Origin of the sequence: Pseudomonas sp. R1-1, assembly GCF_051132135.1 — a bacterium.
Taxonomy (GTDB): Bacteria; Pseudomonadota; Gammaproteobacteria; order Pseudomonadales; family Pseudomonadaceae; genus Aquipseudomonas.
Genome location: NZ_CP071663.1, coordinates 5,558,756 through 5,576,530, shown reverse-complemented (window position 1 = coordinate 5,576,530; position 17,775 = coordinate 5,558,756). Strand labels below are relative to the sequence as shown.

The 17,775-nt window shown below is 59.9% G+C and carries 6 protein-coding genes; 3 read left to right on the top strand and 3 right to left on the bottom strand.

From position 1 onward, the window contains the following. Positions 1-8 precede the first annotated feature (8 nt). The 3 genes from J3P75_RS24960 to J3P75_RS24950 form a co-directional block, all read right to left on the bottom strand. Positions 9-4,640 carry an NEL-type E3 ubiquitin ligase domain-containing protein gene (locus tag J3P75_RS24960; RefSeq protein WP_434708557.1) on the bottom strand — a complete coding sequence of 1,544 codons (4,632 nt, stop codon included), beginning with the start codon at positions 4,638-4,640 and terminating at the stop codon, positions 9-11. An 84-nt stretch (positions 4,641-4,724) separates the two neighbouring features. Further along, positions 4,725-7,118 carry a hypothetical protein gene (locus tag J3P75_RS24955; RefSeq protein ID WP_434708556.1) on the bottom strand — a complete coding sequence of 798 codons (2,394 nt, stop codon included), beginning with the start codon at positions 7,116-7,118 and terminating at the stop codon, positions 4,725-4,727. Between the two features lie 386 nt (positions 7,119-7,504). After that, the gene (locus J3P75_RS24950) at positions 7,505-10,126 is read right to left on the bottom strand and encodes a hypothetical protein (RefSeq protein ID WP_434708555.1); all 2,622 of its coding nucleotides are present in this window, start codon (positions 10,124-10,126) and stop codon (positions 7,505-7,507) included. Between the two features lie 212 nt (positions 10,127-10,338). On the opposite strand from J3P75_RS24950, the gene J3P75_RS24945 reads away from it, so the two are divergent. The 3 genes from J3P75_RS24945 to J3P75_RS24935 all read left to right on the top strand — a co-directional run bounded on the left by J3P75_RS24945 (position 10,339) and on the right by J3P75_RS24935 (position 17,735). Continuing rightward, the gene (locus J3P75_RS24945) at positions 10,339-12,651 is read left to right on the top strand and encodes a YgiQ family radical SAM protein (RefSeq protein WP_434708554.1); all 2,313 of its coding nucleotides are present in this window, start codon (positions 10,339-10,341) and stop codon (positions 12,649-12,651) included. A 413-nt stretch (positions 12,652-13,064) separates the two neighbouring features. Further along, the gene (locus J3P75_RS24940; RefSeq protein ID WP_434707542.1) at positions 13,065-14,207 is read left to right on the top strand and encodes an IS481 family transposase; all 1,143 of its coding nucleotides are present in this window, start codon (positions 13,065-13,067) and stop codon (positions 14,205-14,207) included. A gap of 234 nt (positions 14,208-14,441) precedes the next feature. Then, positions 14,442-17,735 carry a DUF2126 domain-containing protein gene (locus J3P75_RS24935; protein WP_434708553.1) on the top strand — a complete coding sequence of 1,098 codons (3,294 nt, stop codon included), beginning with the start codon at positions 14,442-14,444 and terminating at the stop codon, positions 17,733-17,735. Positions 17,736-17,775 lie beyond the last annotated feature (40 nt).

Genomic DNA, 17,775 nt, shown 5'->3' with positions numbered 1-17,775 from the left:
CGCCTCATTCAGCTTGCACTTGTGCCGGCGGCTTCCTCGTCAGTGCCGCTGGCCTTGTATTGCGCCAGTTCCTGGCGGCTCAGCGTTTCGATCAGGGCCGCTTCTTCGATCACCCACTCTGCCTGCATCGTTTTCGATTGCGCGTCGTAGTCGGCGAACGACAATTCATTTGCTGCAAATGACTCATCGAGGGCTGCCTGACGGTCCTGAAATGGCTGGCGTTGGGTTTCGAAGTTTTCCTGAAATTTATGCGTCAGATATTTTTGCCAGAACTCCCTCGACACCAATGCCTGAAACTCTTCGGCTGAGTTATCCCGCGCGATCACGGTTTGATAAGCGCTTTCCAGTTGCGCTTTGGATACGCCGGCCAGGCGGGCGAAGCCCATTTTTTCCGGTTGCCCGGGCAACTGCAGGCGGTCCTTCAGGCCGTGACGATAAAACAGCCTGATTTCGACTTCTTCCGGCACATGCGGCGGTGGCAGGGTGGCAGCCTCTTGTGGTGTTCTGCCGGCGACTATGCTTGCCTCGCGTCGGGCGATGTCCGCCGAGGCGATCTTGTCGACTTCATGCAAGCGGAACAAAGCCCGAGACAGCTTGAACAGTTCAGGCCCCTGCGTCTTGTCGCCGGCCCGGGCCATCGCGTTGTGCATCATGGCGGCGGTTTCCAGATTGGCGAAGGTGAACGCCGCCCGATCACAGCAGGCCGCGTCGCCTGCGCGATCGAACACTTCGTTGCGCAAGCGTTCGGACTGCGGCGTGTTTTCGGTGATGCTGTCGATCAGCCTCCAGACTCGCCCCTGTAGCTCCTGATGGCCGGTGGCGGTATCCAGCAGACGTTCCAGGGTGTTGAACAAACCGTCCGAGCGCGGCTGGTCGCGCAGGGTTTGCCATTGCCGCGTGCGTTTGGCCACCTGATTCTCGGTCAGGCCTGCGGTCCAGCGCACCATCGGGTCAGCCGTGGCCAGGCGAAAAGGCTGCGGGCGCCTGATGCGCGCTGTTTCGAGAAGGTTTCTCGCACCTGTCAGCGGTGTGCCGGCTGCTCTCAGGCGACTGCGGTAGTGGATCAGGCGGTTGGCCGTTGCATTCGACAATGGGTTGTTCGAAATATCGGTGATGTTGTTGATGCGCACGCTGTTCGCCAATTGATCATCTGGCGGCGCGATGACGGCGTCGGGGATTTCCATGATTCGGTTGTCGTTCAGATTGATGGTATCCAGCAGCGGCTGGTTCAGGATGCCGGTAGGGAAGGTATCGATTCCCGTGTAGCCCAAATTGATGTGGCGCAGGTCAACGATTCGGCTCAGGTCCGGGACGACACCCAGTTGCGGGTTTTCCTGCAGTTCCAGTGCACGCAAGGTGGTGCGGCTCGCCAGAACGCGCGCACTGTCAGCGGTCAGGGAAATGAAGTTTCGTTGCAAGGTCAGACGCGTCAGCCCGTGCATTTCGCCAACGGCGGGGGGTAATTCGCGCAATCGATTTCGCGACAGGTCCAGCCAGCGTATATGGCGGAAACGCGTCAGGAAACCTTCCGGAGAGGTACTCAGGTTCATGTTCCGCAGTGTGAGCGAGCCGACATGACTGAAGTCAGCGTCCAGATCCGGCAGGCTTGGCAGGCGCAGATCGCTGAGATCCAGTTCCAGACCGATGGGCGTCCCGTCATTGGCGTGTCTTTGCCGTGTCTCTTGTCGCCAGCAACTGGTGATCCTGTTGCTGGCGGTCACCCGGTCAGCGCGTGTCTGTGCGTTGAGCGCCAGTTGGTCGGCGCGAATGTATCCGCCCAGATTGCCGCCGCCGGAAAACACCCAGGCATCGAGCTGGCGTTTCAGTACCTTGAATTCCCGCTCGAGACTGCGCACTTTGATCGGCGCGGTGTCCGCGTCAAGGCTCCACAGGTACTCCCTGCACTGCTTCATGTTCTTGCCCGGAAACAGCCGGTGATAACGCTGCGCAAGGGAGTTGCCGCTATCGAAGTGCGGGTTGTAGAGCAGATCGGGAGCGACTTCGCTGACGCGTTTCCAGAAGTCATCGAACTTCTTGCCGTAACCGGCGGGAAAACGGTTGCCCGTGAGTTGCGTCGCGGCGTTGATCCGGGCGATCGTCAATAACTGTTCCGCAGGCGGGTCGAGGAAGGTCGCAGGCACTTCCTGCAAGCGGGTGTTGCTCAGGTCCAGACTGACCAGATCGGTCTTGTTCTGCAATCCACTCGGCCACTGCTCGATGCCCGTGTTATTGAGCCCTACTTCCCTCAGCCTGGACATACCGTTGAAATCAGGCGTCGTGCCGAGGTCCGGATTGTCCCGCAGACTGATCACCTCAAGCTGGCTCTTGGCACCGAGTATTGCTGCGCTGTCCTCTGTCAATTGCAGACGATTGCTGGCCAGACTCAGGTCGATCAGGTCGTGCATGGCAGCGATGGGGGCGGGCAGACTTTCCAGCCCGCAGTGATTGATGGCCAAACGCTCCAGATTGGGGAAAGCCGACAGGAACGTATCGGCGTCGCCCGACCACGTGGCAGCGTTGATAAGCAGCGTTTTGACATGACTGAAGTCGGCGCTGAGCGGCGGCAATGACGCTTTGGTCAAGGGCAGCCTCAGCGTGTCCCTCGAGTCCAGCCAACAGGCTTTGATGAGGTCGGCGACACGGCGCGCCTGGATTCTGTCCGATGTGTCTGCCGCCGAAGAACCGGGCTGGCCGCGGTCGACGTAGGTCTCAAGCTGGGATTCCAGCGAGTCCAGCGCTGCGACTCGCCGTGCCAGTTGCGCTTTGCCTTCGTCGTTCAGGGCGAGGAGAAAGGCGCGCAGCTGCTGAGGATTCTTGTCCGGGTAGACCCGCTTCACGTCGGGGGTTTCCGGCATGTCACTGGGGAGTCTGAATGCATCGGTCAGAGCGCTGTTGCCCAGCTCCGATTGTTCGATCGCCACTCGTTGCCAAAAGGCTTCCAGTTTCGTCCAGTAGCCAGGCGGGAACGGGTTGCCTTCGAGCAGGGTGACGATATTGATACGGGCGAGCGCGTCAAACTGATCGGCTGGCGGATTCAGGTTCGCCTCCGGCACTGCGCTCAAGCGGTTGTTGCGCAAGTCCAGAAGCGTCAGCCGGGTCTGGCTGTGCAGGCCCGCTGGCCACTGATCCAGCTGCGCGTCGCTCAGGTTCAGCGCCTTTAGCTGAGTCATTGCGGAAAAGTCCGGCGAGTCGCCCAATGGATTGCTGGAAAGGTCCAGCTCCCTGAGTGTGCCCAGTGCGCTCAGTTGCGCAGTTGACTCTTCGTTGAGAACGATACGGTTCGCACTCAGATTGAGGCTTTTCAGGTTAACCATCTGCGCAAGCGCGGCCGGCAGCTTTTCCAGCGTCGAGCCGCTGAGATGCAGACTTTCCAGGCCGGAAAAGTTGCCAAGCAAAGTACTTGCTGCATCTGACCAGTCGACCGCTTGCAGCGTCAGGTGCCGGACATGGCTGAAGTCCGCTTGCAGCGCCGGCAGCGTGCCGTTGCCGGCCTCCAGCCACAGAATGGCACCGGTCTGGTGGCGCCAGCAGCGCTTGAGGCTTTGCGCGATCTGCTGCGCATGGACCGGTGAAGTGCCCGGCGGCGCTGCGTTGGCGGCTTGCCGCAGCCAGGCATCAAGCTCGGTTTTGAGGGATTTGTAAGCGCTCTCGCGCTGGGTCAGACCGCCAGCAACGTCATTGCCCAAGGACTCGATGTAACGGCCGATTTCTTCATCGGTGTGGTCCGGAAACAATTTTCGCGCCCGCGATTGCGGGTTGCGCAAGCGGTTCAGGGTCTGCGACAGCCGCTCGCGCATGCTCGAACGCGCCGGCACGTTGGCGCCGTCGCCGCGCATCATGCCACCGGCGCCAGCCACGCTGATGCCAACCCAACCGTGGATGGCGTCGAACACAATCGGTTCCGAACGGCCGGGACGCGTTGCGACGTAAAGATTGGCGCTGTCGCTGGCGACGGGGTCATCACTGCGCACGATGCGCATCACGCTGGCCACTGGCGTCGAGGCGTCCGGGTCGTGCAGCACTTGATAGGCATGGTTTTCGATCAGGGCATACAGTTTGCCGTCAAAGCGGTGGAGCTCGTCGCTGCCGGGTTCGACGTGGTTGAACGCAAGTGTTGTGCGAAACGCTGCCAGCCGGTTATCGCTGAGCGCGAAGGTGACTGGTTCGAAGTTTTCCAGCGGATGCCACAGTCCGCTGTCTGGATCGCGCAGCAGAGCCGGGCCGGAAGGTTTCTGTTCACTGGGCAATCTGGCCCGGAACAAGTCGGTCTCAGCGTCCTTGCCGACCTGCACAATCCCGACGTCGAGCACGTCTGCGTATTGGCGTCCTTTGAATATGCGCAAACCATCGGCGTTGGCTGCCGGCAAACCGGCAGCGGCCGTGACCCGGTAATGTTCCAGCGGCATACCGACAGCGTGGAGTGTTTCGTTCGGCGCTGTCGATGGATGCACGGTAACGGTGGGCGCCGGAGTGATTGCATCGAGGTCGGCGTCTCCAGCGGGCGCGAGGGGGCGTGACGGCAGGCCAAGGCTGTCAAAGCCCGGTCGCAGCGTTGTATCAGGGCGCAGCGTAGTCACATCCGGCGTCGGTGTCGGGCGAACGTGGGTAGTGTTGCCTTTAGGCGGCAATTTGATTGGCATGGATAACTTCCCTGTGTAGTTGCCGGCAACGCCCGTAAGCGGGCAATGGCTGGCTGGTTCGGCGTCATTGCCGGTTTGGTTGTATCAACGGGTCGCCACGGCGGCGTCGCTGACGAGCGCGAAAATCCTGTTCGCGGTCTTGCCATCGAAGGTCTGGCGCCAGATGGCGGCATGGGGCAGGCCGGCTTGCTCGTCGCGCCGTTGCGACTCGATGCCGCGTCTGCTCTGTTCGAGAGTTTTCAGGTGGCTGCCCTTGATGGTGAAATTCAGCGGCTCGCTGTTCTGTTTCTCATAGTGAAAATGCGCTTCCCACAACGGCGCATCGTTAGCCCGGTCTCTTATCAAGTAAACGTCGAGAAAGGATTTGTCCTTGCCTTTGCCCAGCTGTTTGCGGTCAACCGTTTTCAGTGCCTTGAGCTCTGCGTGATCGATCAGCCAGTTCAGGCGCATGATGTCCAGTACGTCTTTGTTCTTGTACATGCGCACCAGCACCCCTTGCCCTTGCGCAGACAAGGTGTCGGCGGCGCTGTGCAAACGATCGATCAGGCTTTGAACTTCAGCGTCCTTCTGTGCTTTTTCGAGATTGTGCAAGCGCCTTGCCTGTTCCTTGAGCTTTTCACTGGGCTTGCCCAAATCCTCGACAATGTTCGTCGGATTATCCTTTTGCGCTTCTCGGGCCTTGGTCTCGGCGATGTGCTCTTCGACTTCCGCCAACAGCCGATTGGCTTCGGCAATCAGTTGCGGTTTTGGTGTAACAGCAAGCGGTGGGCGAACCGGCAGCCACTCGCCGTGGCGCTGCTCATAGCGTTCGACCGGGCCGTCGGGTTGCAGCGGGTTGGCGACCTTGATGACGATGCTGCCATCTGCGGCGGTTTCGGTGTCGCCGATCAGAATTCTTGAAGTGCCGTGTCGACGGGTGCGGAACACCTTGCGGGTCGCTGGTGGCGAGGCTGTTACGCTGTCGCTTGGCCGGGGCGGAAGGAAGCTGAAGTCGATGTCCTGATCCAGGCTCGGCAGTTCGGTATGGCGATCGAACGTGGCGAAGAGTTCGTTCAGACGGGTTTCGATGCGGGTTTCGATCGGATCGACCAACGCGATGATTTGCCGGGCGAATTCGGCTTTCTCGCCCTCGGTAGACACTTGGGATTCGAAACGGCTTTTGTCGCTTCTGATCTGATCAAGCGTCAGCATCAATGCCAGTGGGTGCGAGCGTTCCGGGACGTTTTTCAATTCGCCGGTGACCAGATCGATGGACGCAAGCGAGGGCATCGTCGAGTTGGGCGAATGCGCTGGCGTGTCTGCGAACAGGTGGACGTATAACGTCAGTTTGTTGAAGTTGATACGCTCGGCCGAGGGCACTTCCTGGCTGAGCTCGACCAGTGTGGGCGCCGCGCCGGGGGACGCCTTCCTGACCTCCTCCATGACCCCTTGGCGCTCTTCGAGCAGCTTCAGCTTCTTGTTCAGGTGCGTGATCATTTTTTTACAGGTATCGGCGCTCAGCGTCGCGAACGCCGGAGCAACACGCAAGTCCATGACGGCCATGAGCCGATTCAGATAGCGCACGCGGTCCAGGCGGAACGTGTGCAGCTCTTCCTTGTAAACCCCGCCGACTTTCAGTTGGACCATCCAGTCCTTGTTATCGACAAGGGACTGGACGAAATCTGTCTGCTTTTTGATGTGCTTGAGCAGATGGACTTCAACGGCGATCAGGGCTGCGGTTTTCCCCGCGCTGTCCTGCGCCTGCGCACGTGCCTCACTCCAGAGATTGTCGAAGCGGGTAGCGGAGTCGACCAGTTCCTGGTGTGTGGCGGCGATGGGCGCATAGCGTTGCAACAGTATCGCCAGGTTAGCCTGGGCCAGCTCGCGGCGGCGCATGCCGCCGCTCAAGCCAGGAGAAACCAGCACCCAGACGTTTTGTGCATTGCGCGTTATGGCGCGGGATTCGCCGCTGCGGCTGGCGTGGTAAATATTTTCACTGTCGCTGGCCACCGGATCCTTGGCCTTGACGATGCGCCAGACCTTTTGCCCGGGCGTCGAGGCCTGTGTATCGAGCAGCGCTTGATGGGCGTAGTTGTGGATGACCACGTAACGTTTGCCATCGTGGTGAAACAAACCGTCAATGTCGGGTTCGCTGGTACTGAAGTCCAGATCCATACGAAACGCTCGCAGGCTGGCATCGGTAAGAGGGGCAGTAATGATTTCGTCGGCATCGTTTGGCCGCCAGAATCCGCTATCGACATCGCGAACCAGGACAGGGCCGGAAGGCTTCGATTCGCTCGTCAGGTGAGCCCGGTACTGTCCGGTCTCGGCGTCTTTGGCGACATGCACAACCCCGACATTGACCACATCGACATACTGGCGGCCTTTATGAACTCTGAAACCCTCGAAATTGGCTGCCGGCAGGGCGACAGCGGCCGTGACCCGGTAATCCTCCAGCGGCAGACCGACCGCGCGTGGTGTTTCGCTCGGCGATGTCAATGGGTGAACAATAACGATAGGCGCTGAAGTGATCGTATCGGGTTCGATGCCGCCAGGTGATCCGCCCGGTCGGAATTTCGGACGGATCGACGTTGCAGTGTCGAAGCCTGACCGCACTGTTATGTCGGGGCGAGGAGCAGGTGAATCCACTGCGGTATCCGGCCGCGTATGCACTTGGGCGGTAGTATTGCCTTTTGAAAGTGTTTTGATTGGCATGGTTTACGTTCCTTGTGAAGTTGGCCAGCAGCCTTCCGATGCAGCTGGTGTTCTCGGCGTCATGGCCGGAGAGTGATGACGAAGTGGCTGTATCGGATTCTTTCCCGGCGAACGGCGCGCCGGATTACTTTCCGGTCAGGCGGCACGATGCCTGGCCGGGGAAACAGCCATTACGTGACGCGATCAGTAGTGGTTGCCGCCAGATCGAAAATTCTTTGCGCGGTGCGTTTGTCGAAGTCAGGGCGCCAAATGGCGACGTGTCGTCGTCCCGCCTGTTCTTCTCTGCGCTGCGACATGCTGCCCTTTGCGCTTTGCTCAAGCGTTTTCAAGTGACCGCCACGCACGTTGAAGTTCAGAGCGGGCGTGTCTACGGCAGGGTAATGAAAGTGCGCGTGCCAAAGTGGCGCGCCGGTGTGGGCATCCGTCAGCACGTAAATGTCGAGGTATTCTCTTTCCTGGCCCTTGCCCCGTTTCAGGCGGCTGGCGGTTTTCCGCGCCCGGACGTGCTCCCTGTCGATCAGATAAATCACCCGGTCGACGCAGAGAAAACTCTTGTCCTTGTAAATCCGGATGCGAATGTCCTCACCTGCGGACCGCAGGCGCTGACTGTCCTGTTTCAGTCTTTGGATCAACGCCTTGGCGTTGGCATCGCTGTGTTCGAATCTCTGAAGCTGCAGGGCTGTGTCATCCAGCGCTCCGACTCTCCCTTCCAGTGTTTCGACAATATTGTCCGGGTTGTATTTTTTCTGCTCTTCCCTGAGGGCGGTATTGACGTGCGAGTCGGATTTGCGCAGCAGTCGATCGGCCTTTTCCAGCAGCGCCGGCAAGGGTTTTTTCCGAATCGTCTGTACCGGGCGCCATTCTCCCTCTCTGTGCTCGTAGGTTTGTATGGGTTGCTTGGGATCAAAGGGGCTGCTGACGTCGATGACTTCTTCCCCGAGATCGGTGCGTCGTGACTCGCCGATGTTGATCTTGCTGACACCGTTTTTTTTCGCCCGAAACAGGCGCCAGGGTTTTGTTTGCGGGCCGCTTCGGTCTTGTGGCGGAATATAGTCGAAGTCAATCGGCTGATCCGGGGCGGGTCGTGCGGAGCCGTCCGGCTGGTCCAGATAGAGGCGCGTCAGGCGGGTTTCCAGGGTGTGCTCGAACGCCTGGATTTCTGCGTTGATGTCATTGCGTGAGGTGACGTGTTCGGGGCCAACTGGCAGGTCCAGTCGGTCGTACCAGTCACGCAGTGCGGCGCATTGCTGAGACAGGCCACTGAGTACCGATACGTGCAGGTCTTCCGGGATTTTGCCAAGCGCTGCGTAGACGAGGGTTGCCTGACCGAACTGGACAGCCAGGTGAGAAGCCTGAACAGCGTTGCCGACCAACAGAGGATTGTCCAGCAGTACACTTTTGGTGAGCACCCACGAGGCGACGACGTTATGAGTGTCCGCCGATGAAAGTATGTCGCTCAAATCGTCCGGCGAGACCTTCCATTTTTTCACTAGATTATCGGCAATGAGCTGGCGCTCTTTCAGGTGGCCCATCAATCGGTAGAGGAAGCTGACGGTCCGTGGAAGCCTGTCAGGAGCAAGGTCAAGTAGTGGACCCTCCAGTGCGCGACGACTCAGGCCGCATTCAATGAGCTGTTGATAGGCGAGCATTTTCCCTTTTTGCAACGCGATCATTTTGTTTCTGTAACTGTCCTTCGTAATAACGGTAATTACGACGGATTTTTGCTCTTTGTAGTAGTTCAGGGCCCTCTCCAGACTTTCCAGTTCCTGGTGGCTGTGCAGCTCGCGATGTATAAGTGCGTTTAATTCGGCCGCAACCCGCTTGGCGGGCTCACCCTCCAGATCCTTCGCAGTCAGCCAGGCAGCGATCAGCTCTTGACGTTTCTCGTGAGCTATTTGGACTCGCAGATTTATCTGGTCAAGTTCAGAGCCCACTTCCAGACGCTGCCAATAGGCACTTGAAGACTCTGCCACGGTTCGCGGCATACCTGCGGCACCGTACACAATCGTGCCCTGCCAGCCGTGCCGGCTATCGAACGCGACAGGCTCCGAACTGCCGGGGCGCGAAGCCACGTAAAGATTGCCAGCATCGGTGGCGACCGCGTCCCCGGGACGAACGATGCGCATCACCGACCTCTGCGGCGACGAAGCATCGAGATCATGCAGGACTTGATAGGCATGTTGCTCTATCCATGCGTAGAGCTTGCCATTGAAGCGATACAGTCCATCACTGCCCGGATCGGCCGTGCTGAAATCCAGGTCGGTGCGAAACGCCTCCAGTCGTGCCGTTGACAGCGGATAGGTCAACGGCACCAGACGTTCAACGGGATACCAGAGCGAACGTTCGACGTCGGGCTTTAAAACCGGTCCTGAAGGTATCAGTTCACTCGATAATTTCGCGCGATAAAGGCCACTGCCCGGATCTACTCCGATCTGGACATAACCGCCGTCTGGCACTTCTACATACTGACGTCCTTTGTAGACCGAAATACCTTGGGCGTCAGGTGCCGGCAGCACCGCCAGCGACGTGATCCAGTAGTCCTTCAGTGGACGCTCGGGCAGAGCGGGGGCGGGGGCTGAGTTTGCAGTTGAGCTGATCGCAACTCGCGGTGGCGCAGGAGTGATGACCGAGTGAGCTGGATCGGTCGATGACGAAGGGTGCCGGGCAGGAGAAGGAGGCGCCAACGTGCCGCCGAATGAATTCCTGTTAACGGGCCCGGGCACCGAGTCGCTGACGCGCGTCCCATGGACCGATGCGGTTGTTGAGCCTCTGACTGGCGGTTTGATTGGCATTGCTTGTCATCCTTTAACGTTCACGCCTCGCTATCCCGAAGATGCGCTGAGTGGTCGGCTTCCTTGCCGTATGGTGCGTCGTGCGTTCATATGGAACGCGTGATGTCCGGATGGGCGGCCTCTTGGAGAAACCGACCACTGCCGTCGGAATTGGTCAAAATTTGTGCTATATTCCGCGCCCGCGATTTTTCACTTCAACACCGGTCGTCGACATGCAAGCAGCCAAGCCGTTATTTGACTATCCAAAATATTGGGCCGAATGTTTCGGACCAGCGCCATTCCTGCCGATGAGCAGGGAGGAGATGGATCAGCTTGGCTGGGATTCGTGCGACATCATCATTGTTACCGGTGATGCCTACGTCGATCACCCATCGTTCGGCATGGCGATCATTGGCCGGCTGCTGGAGTCGCAAGGCTTCCGCGTCGGGATCATTGCCCAGCCGAACTGGCAGTCCAAAGACGACTTCATGAAGCTTGGCGAGCCGAACCTGTTCTTCGGCGTCGCAGCGGGCAACATGGATTCGATGATCAACCGCTACACCGCCGACAAGAAAATCCGTTCCGACGACGCCTACACGCCCGGCGGCATGGCAGGCAAACGTCCGGACCGCGCGAGTCTGGTCTACAGCCAGCGCTGCAAGGAAGCCTACAAGCACGTGCCGATCGTCCTCGGCGGCATCGAAGCTTCGCTGCGCCGCATCGCCCACTACGACTACTGGCAGGATCGGGTGCGCAACTCGATCCTGATCGACGCCAGCGCCGACATCCTCCTGTACGGCAACGCCGAGCGGGCCATCGTTGAAGTCGCCCAGCGTCTGTCCTACGGCCACAAGATCGAAGACATCACCGATGTGCGCGGCACGGCGTTCATCCGCCGTGACACCCCGCAGGGCTGGTACGAAGTCGATTCCACGCGCATCGACCGTCCGGGCAAGGTCGACAAGATCATCAACCCGTACGTCAACACCCAGGACACTCAGGCTTGCGCCATCGAGCAGGAGAAAGGCCCGGTTGAAGATCCGCAGGAAGCCAAGGTCGTGCAGATCCTGGCCAGCCCGCGCATGACTCGCGACAAGACGGTGATCCGTCTGCCGTCGATGGAAAAAGTCCGCAACGACCCGGTTCTCTATGCCCACGCCAACCGCGTGCTGCACCTGGAAACCAACCCGGGCAACGCCCGCGCGCTGGTGCAGAAGCACGGCGAGATCGACGTCTGGTTCAACCCGCCGCCGATTCCGATGACCACTGAAGAAATGGACTACGTGTTCGGCATGCCTTACGCGCGTGTTCCGCACCCGGCGTACGGCAAGGAGAAAATTCCCGCCTACGACATGATCCGTTTTTCGGTGAACATCATGCGTGGCTGCTTCGGCGGCTGCACCTTCTGCTCGATCACCGAGCACGAAGGCCGGATCATCCAGAACCGTTCCGAAGAATCGATCATTCGCGAAATCGAAGAGATCCGCGACAAGGTTCCGGGCTTCACCGGGGTCATTTCCGACCTCGGCGGGCCGACCGCGAACATGTACCGCATCGCCTGCAAAAGCCCGGAAATCGAATCCGCGTGCCGCAAGCCATCGTGCGTGTTCCCGGGGATCTGCCCGAATCTGAATACCGATCACTCGTCGCTGATTCAGCTGTACCGCAGCGCCCGTGCGTTGCCGGGGGTGAAGAAGATTCTGATTGCTTCTGGCCTGCGTTACGACCTCGCGGTCGAGTCGCCGGAATACGTCAAGGAGCTGGTGACCCACCACGTTGGCGGCTACCTGAAGATCGCCCCGGAGCATACCGAGGAAGGTCCGCTCAACCAGATGATGAAACCGGGCATCGGCAGCTATGACAAGTTCAAGCGCATGTTCGAGAAGTACACCAAGGAAGCGGGTAAAGAGCAGTACCTGATCCCGTACTTCATCGCGGCGCATCCGGGCACCACCGACGAAGACATGATGAACCTTGCGCTGTGGCTCAAGGGCAACGGCTTCCGCGCCGACCAGGTGCAGGCGTTCTACCCGTCGCCGATGGCCACCGCCACCGCGATGTACCACTCGGGCAAGAACCCGCTGCGCAAGGTGACGTACAAGAGCGACGGCGTGACCATCGTCAAGAGCGAGGATCAGCGTCGCCTGCACAAGGCGTTCCTGCGTTATCACGACCCGAAAGGCTGGCCGATGCTGCGCGAAGCATTGATCCGCATGGGCCGTGGCGATCTGATCGGCCCGGGCAAGGATCAACTGATCCCGGCGCACCAGCCGGCCACCGATAGCTATCAGAGCGCGCGTCGCAAGAATTCGACGCCGGCGGGTAGCCATAAAGTGGCGAAGGAAGGCAAAGAGAAGACCACCAAAATCCTCACCCAGCACAACGGCCTGCCGCCGCGTGCCAGTGATGGTGGCAATCCTTGGGACAAGCGTGAACAGGCCAAGGCCGCGGCATTCGCCCGCAACCAGCAGGTTGCCAAGGAACGCAAGGACGCCGCCAAAGGCAAAGGGCCGAAGCCGACGCGCAAGCCGGTCGTACCACGCTAAAAGAAAACGCCAACCTTCGGGTTGGCGTTTTGCTGATCGTTCCCACGCTCCTGCGTGGGAATGTCTCAAGGGACGCTCTGCGTTCCAGCCGTTACTCGCAGTATTGTCGAACAGGGTTGTGACGCGGAGCGTCACGGGCTGCATTCCCACGCAGAGCGTGGGAACGATCACTATCCATCCCCCTCACCCCAGCCCTCTCCCCCATGGGGGGCAAGGGGGAAGGGAGCCGATCGCTGTGCTTTTCAGAATCGAAGTTCCACTCGAAGTTTCAAGTCGGTGTAGCTCGCATAATCAACTCGGTCAGTCCCCTCTCCCTCTGGGAGTGTATGTACCGGACACATGGTGGACAGGTGTTCGGAGACATGGTGGACACTTTTTAATAGGCACATTGCTCATCATCAAGGAGATGACCTGTGTCCTGGCAAGAGGCATCCACCATGCAACTTCGTACAGAGTTTGTGCATTTAGCTCGGCAAGAAGGAGCGAATGTTCGGCAGCTTTGCCGTCGATTCAATATCAGCCCAAGTACTGCCTACAAATGGCTCAACAGGTTTGAAATATCAGGTGTAGAGGGGTTGCACGATCAGTCCCGTCGACCGAAAACATCACCGAAACGTTGTGCTGATGAGGTTGAGCAGCGGATTCTGACCATGAGTCAGCGATACGAGGCCTGGGGTGCCCGCAAGCTCAAGCGCGTGCTGGAAGATGAAGGCGCTGTGATGCCCTCTGTCAGCACTGTGCATGCGGTTTTGCAGCGTCATTCGCGTGTTGATCCAAAGGCTACCGAGATCAAACCATTTATCCGCTTTGAGCACGAAGCGCCTAACGATCTATGGCAGATCGACTTCAAGGGACATTTCAGTCTGAGCCACGGACGCTGCCATCCATTCACAATACTGGACGACCACTCACGCTTTTCGCTATGCATTGCCGCATGTGCCAATGAACAGCGCCAAACTGTACAAGACCATCTAATCCGGACGTTTCGACGCTACGGCCTGCCGTTGCGCATGACGATGGACAACGGCTCGCCATGGGGCGATCAGACTGGCGTTTATACTGCGCTGGAAGTCTGGCTGATGAGCCAGGGCATTAAGGTCGGTCACTCCCGGCCTTATCATCCTCAGACTCAGGGAAAACTGGAGCGCTTCCACCGCAGCCTGAAAAATGAAGTCCTGCAAGGCCGGTTTTTCACCGATCTCGACGACGCACAACGGGCGTTTGATACCTGGCGCGACATCTACAACCAAAAACGCCCTCATCAGGCGCTGGGCATGGCGGTGCCGGCGGCTCGTTACAGTGGCAGCCCAAGGGAATATCAGGAGCGACCGGCGGAACCGGAGTACAGCGACGCGGATGTGGTCAGGAAGGTACAGGTGGGAGGCGAAATCTTTTGGAGGAATCGGGAATACAAGATTGGAAAGGCTTTTTATGGCAGGTGCATAGCGATCAGGGAGACGACGGAGGACGGCATCCACGATGTCTACTGGAGTAGACATCGTGTCGCTCGAATCGACTTGAACTTGCAGGTCGTGACGGCAGGTAAGAAGATCTAAAACCGTCCACCATGTCTCCGAACATGTGTCCACCATGTCTCCGGTACATACAGGGAGAGGGCTAGGGTGAGGGAGCTCTTAGCAACATTTACGTGCAATCTGCCCAAACCATTTCCTCCCGTCGCCCGATTTTGGTGCTGTACTGCCCTGAGCATTCCGCGAAAGCGCGCAAGCCTGTGCATGGCATAAGTCTTGCGCGCTTTCCAATACGCCCAGGCTCGCAGGAGGCACGCCGTGTCGATTCATGTCGCATTGCATCACGTCACGCATTACCGCTACGACCGCGCTGTCGAACTCGGCCCGCAGATCGTGCGTCTGCGCCCGGCTGCCCACAGCCGCACGCGGATTTTGTCCTATGCGCTGAAAGTCTCGCCCGAGCAGCATTTCATCAACTGGCAGCAGGACCCCCAGGGCAATTACCTCGCGCGTCTGGTATTTCCCGAGAAAACTCGTGAGCTGCGCATCGAAGTCGACCTGCTCGCCGAGATGGCGGTGTTCAATCCGTTCGACTTCTTCCTCGAGCCTTACGCCGAAAAGATCCCGTTTGCCTATGCCGCTGACGAGCGCAAGGAACTGGCGCCGTACCTCGAAACCCTGCCGCTGACGCCCGGATTCAAAGCCTATCTGGACGCCATCGACCGCACGCCATTGCCGGCGGTGGATTTCCTCGTCGCCCTCAACCAGCGCCTGAGTGAGGACATCGGCTACCTGATCCGCATGGAGCCGGGCGTACAAACCCCCGAGCACACCCTCGAACACGCCTCCGGCTCCTGCCGCGATTCGGCGTGGCTGCTGGTGCAATTGCTGCGCAACCTCGGGCTGGCGGCGCGGTTTGTTTCCGGATACCTGATCCAGCTCACCGCCGACGTGAAAAGCCTCGACGGCCCGTCCGGCACCGAGGTGGACTTCACCGATCTGCATGCCTGGTGCGAAGTGTATTTACCGGGTGCCGGCTGGATCGGCCTCGATGCGACTTCAGGGTTGTTTGCCGGTGAAGGGCACATCCCATTGGCTTGCAGCCCCGATCCGTCCTCGGCGGCACCGATCAGTGGTCTGGTGGAACCGTGTGAATGTGAGTTCAGCCACGAAATGTCGGTCGAGCGCGTCTGGGAAGCGCCGCGGGTCACCAAGCCCTACACCGATGAACAATGGCGGGCGATTGAAGCGCTGGGCCGGCAGATCGATGCCGATCTGCTTGAAGGCGACGTGCGCCTGACCATGGGCGGCGAACCGACCTTCGTCTCCATCGACGACCCGGACGGCGCCGAGTGGAATACCGCCGCGCTGGGGCCGGCCAAACGCCGGCTTTCCGCCGAACTGTTCGCGCGCATGCGCACGCACTACGCGCCGCAGGGGCTGGTGCATTTCGGCCAGGGCAAGTGGTACCCCGGCGAGCAATTGCCGCGCTGGTCGCTCAATTGTTATTGGCGCCGCGATGGCGTGCCGATCTGGCACAACAACGCGCTGATTGCCGACGAGCAGCAAGACTACGGCGCCGACGGCGAACTGGCCGGGCGCTTTCTGGCGAGCGTCGCCGAACGTCTGAAACTGCCGCCGCGTTTTGTCTTTCCGGCCTATGAGGACAATTTTTATTACCTGTGGCGCGAGGGGACGTTGCCGAGCAACGTCAGCGCCGAAGATGCGCGTCTGGAGGAGCCGCTGGAGCGCGCACGATTGCGCAAAGTCTTCAGCCAGGGCTTGAACAAGGTGATTGGCCAGGTGCTGCCGCTGGCGCGTACTGCCAAGGGCGATCAATGGCAGAGCGGGCGCTGGTATCTGCGCGAGGAACATTGCCGCCTGGTACCGGGGGACTCGCCGCTCGGCTATCGTCTGCCGCTGGCTTCGCAGCCGTGGGTGAAAGCGGCGGAGTACCCGTTCATTCATCCGCAGGATCCGAACCAGGACTTCCCCGAATTGCCAGACGCCGGACAGCTCAACCGGCACGGCGAACCGGCGCCCACTGACGAGCGCGTGCCGGGCATCGACGTATCCGCCGACTGGCTGACCCGCACCGCATTCTGCGCCGAGGCGCGCGACGGGCGTTTGTATCTGTTCATGCCGCCGCTGGAGCGGGTCGAGGACTATCTTGAACTGGTCGCGGCCATTGAGGCGACTGCCGAAGAACTGCATTGCCCGGTGGTGCTGGAGGGCTATGAGCCGCCGAGCGATCCGCGCCTGAGCAACTTCCGTATTACCCCTGACCCCGGCGTGATCGAAGTCAACGTACAGCCTTCGGCAACGTGGAGCGAGTTGGTCGAACGCACCGAATTCCTGTATGAGCAGGCGCGGCAAACCCGACTGACCACCGAGAAATTCATGATCGATGGTCGCCACACCGGTACCGGTGGCGGCAACCATTTCGTGCTCGGTGGCGCGACGCCGGCGGACTCGCCGTTCCTGCGTCGGCCGGACCTGCTGCGCAGCTTGATCAGTTACTGGCACAACCATCCGTCGTTGTCGTATCTGTTTTCCGGTTTGTTCATCGGCCCGACCTCTCAGGCGCCGCGGGTCGACGAGGCGCGCAACGATGCGCTGTACGAGCTGGAAATCGCCTTCGCGCAGATGCCGGCACCGGGCGAAGCCTGCGCGCCATGGCTGGTCGATCGTCTGCTGCGCAATTTGCTCATCGACGTCACCGGCAATACCCATCGCGCCGAATTCTGCATCGACAAACTGTATTCGCCGGACGGCGCCACCGGGCGCCTCGGCCTGCTGGAACTGCGCGCCTTTGAAATGCCGCCGCACGCGCGCATGAGCCTGGCCCAGCAATTGTTGCTGCGAGCGCTGGTGGCGCGGTTCTGGCGCGAGCCTTATGCGCCGCCGAAACTGGCACGCTGGGGCACCGAACTGCACGACCGTTTTCTGCTGCCGCACTTTATCGAACAGGACTTTGCTGACGTCATCGTTGAACTCAACAACGCTGGGTATCCCGTGCGCGCCGAATGGTTCGCTGCGCACCTGGAGTTTCGTTTTCCCAAGGTCGGCGATTATGCGGTCAACGGCATCGAGCTCGAGCTGCGTCAGGCATTGGAACCCTGGCATGTGCTGGGCGAGGAGGGCGCGGCGGGCGGCGCGGTGCGCTACGTCGATTCATCGCTGGAGCGTTTGCAGGTCAAACTCAAAGGCCTGCCACCGCAGCGCTATCTGCTGACCTGCAACGGCGTTGCGGTGCCGCTGCACCCGACCGGGCGTATCGGTGAGTTCGTCGCTGGCGTGCGTTATCGCGCCTGGCAACCGGCCAACTGCCTGCAACCGACGATCCCGGTGCACGCACCGCTGGTGTTCGACCTGCTCGACATCTGGATGGGCCGTTCGCTGGGCGGTTGCCAGTATCACGTTGCTCATCCGGGGGGGCGCAATTACGAGACATTGCCGGTCAACGCCAACGAAGCGGAGAGTCGGCGCATGGCGCGGTTTTTCCGCGTCGGACACACGCCGGGGAAACTTCCGACTCCCCCTGTCGAAATCACTGACGAGCTGCCGATGACCCTCGATTTGCGACGTTTCCATGTCGTGCGCGACGAGTAGATTTTTCGTCTATCCGGACGTCATCTGCCTGCGTTAGTCT

What these genes read in the sequence shown, in the direction of transcription:
- J3P75_RS24960 (WP_434708557.1), bottom strand. Translation starts at nt 4,640, where the DNA reads ATGCCAATCAAATTGCCGCCTAAAGGCAACACTACCCACGTTCGCCCG.
- J3P75_RS24950 (WP_434708555.1), bottom strand. Translation starts at nt 10,126, where the DNA reads ATGCCAATCAAACCGCCAGTCAGAGGCTCAACAACCGCATCGGTCCAT.
- J3P75_RS24945 (WP_434708554.1), top strand. Translation starts at nt 10,339, where the DNA reads ATGCAAGCAGCCAAGCCGTTATTTGACTATCCAAAATATTGGGCCGAA.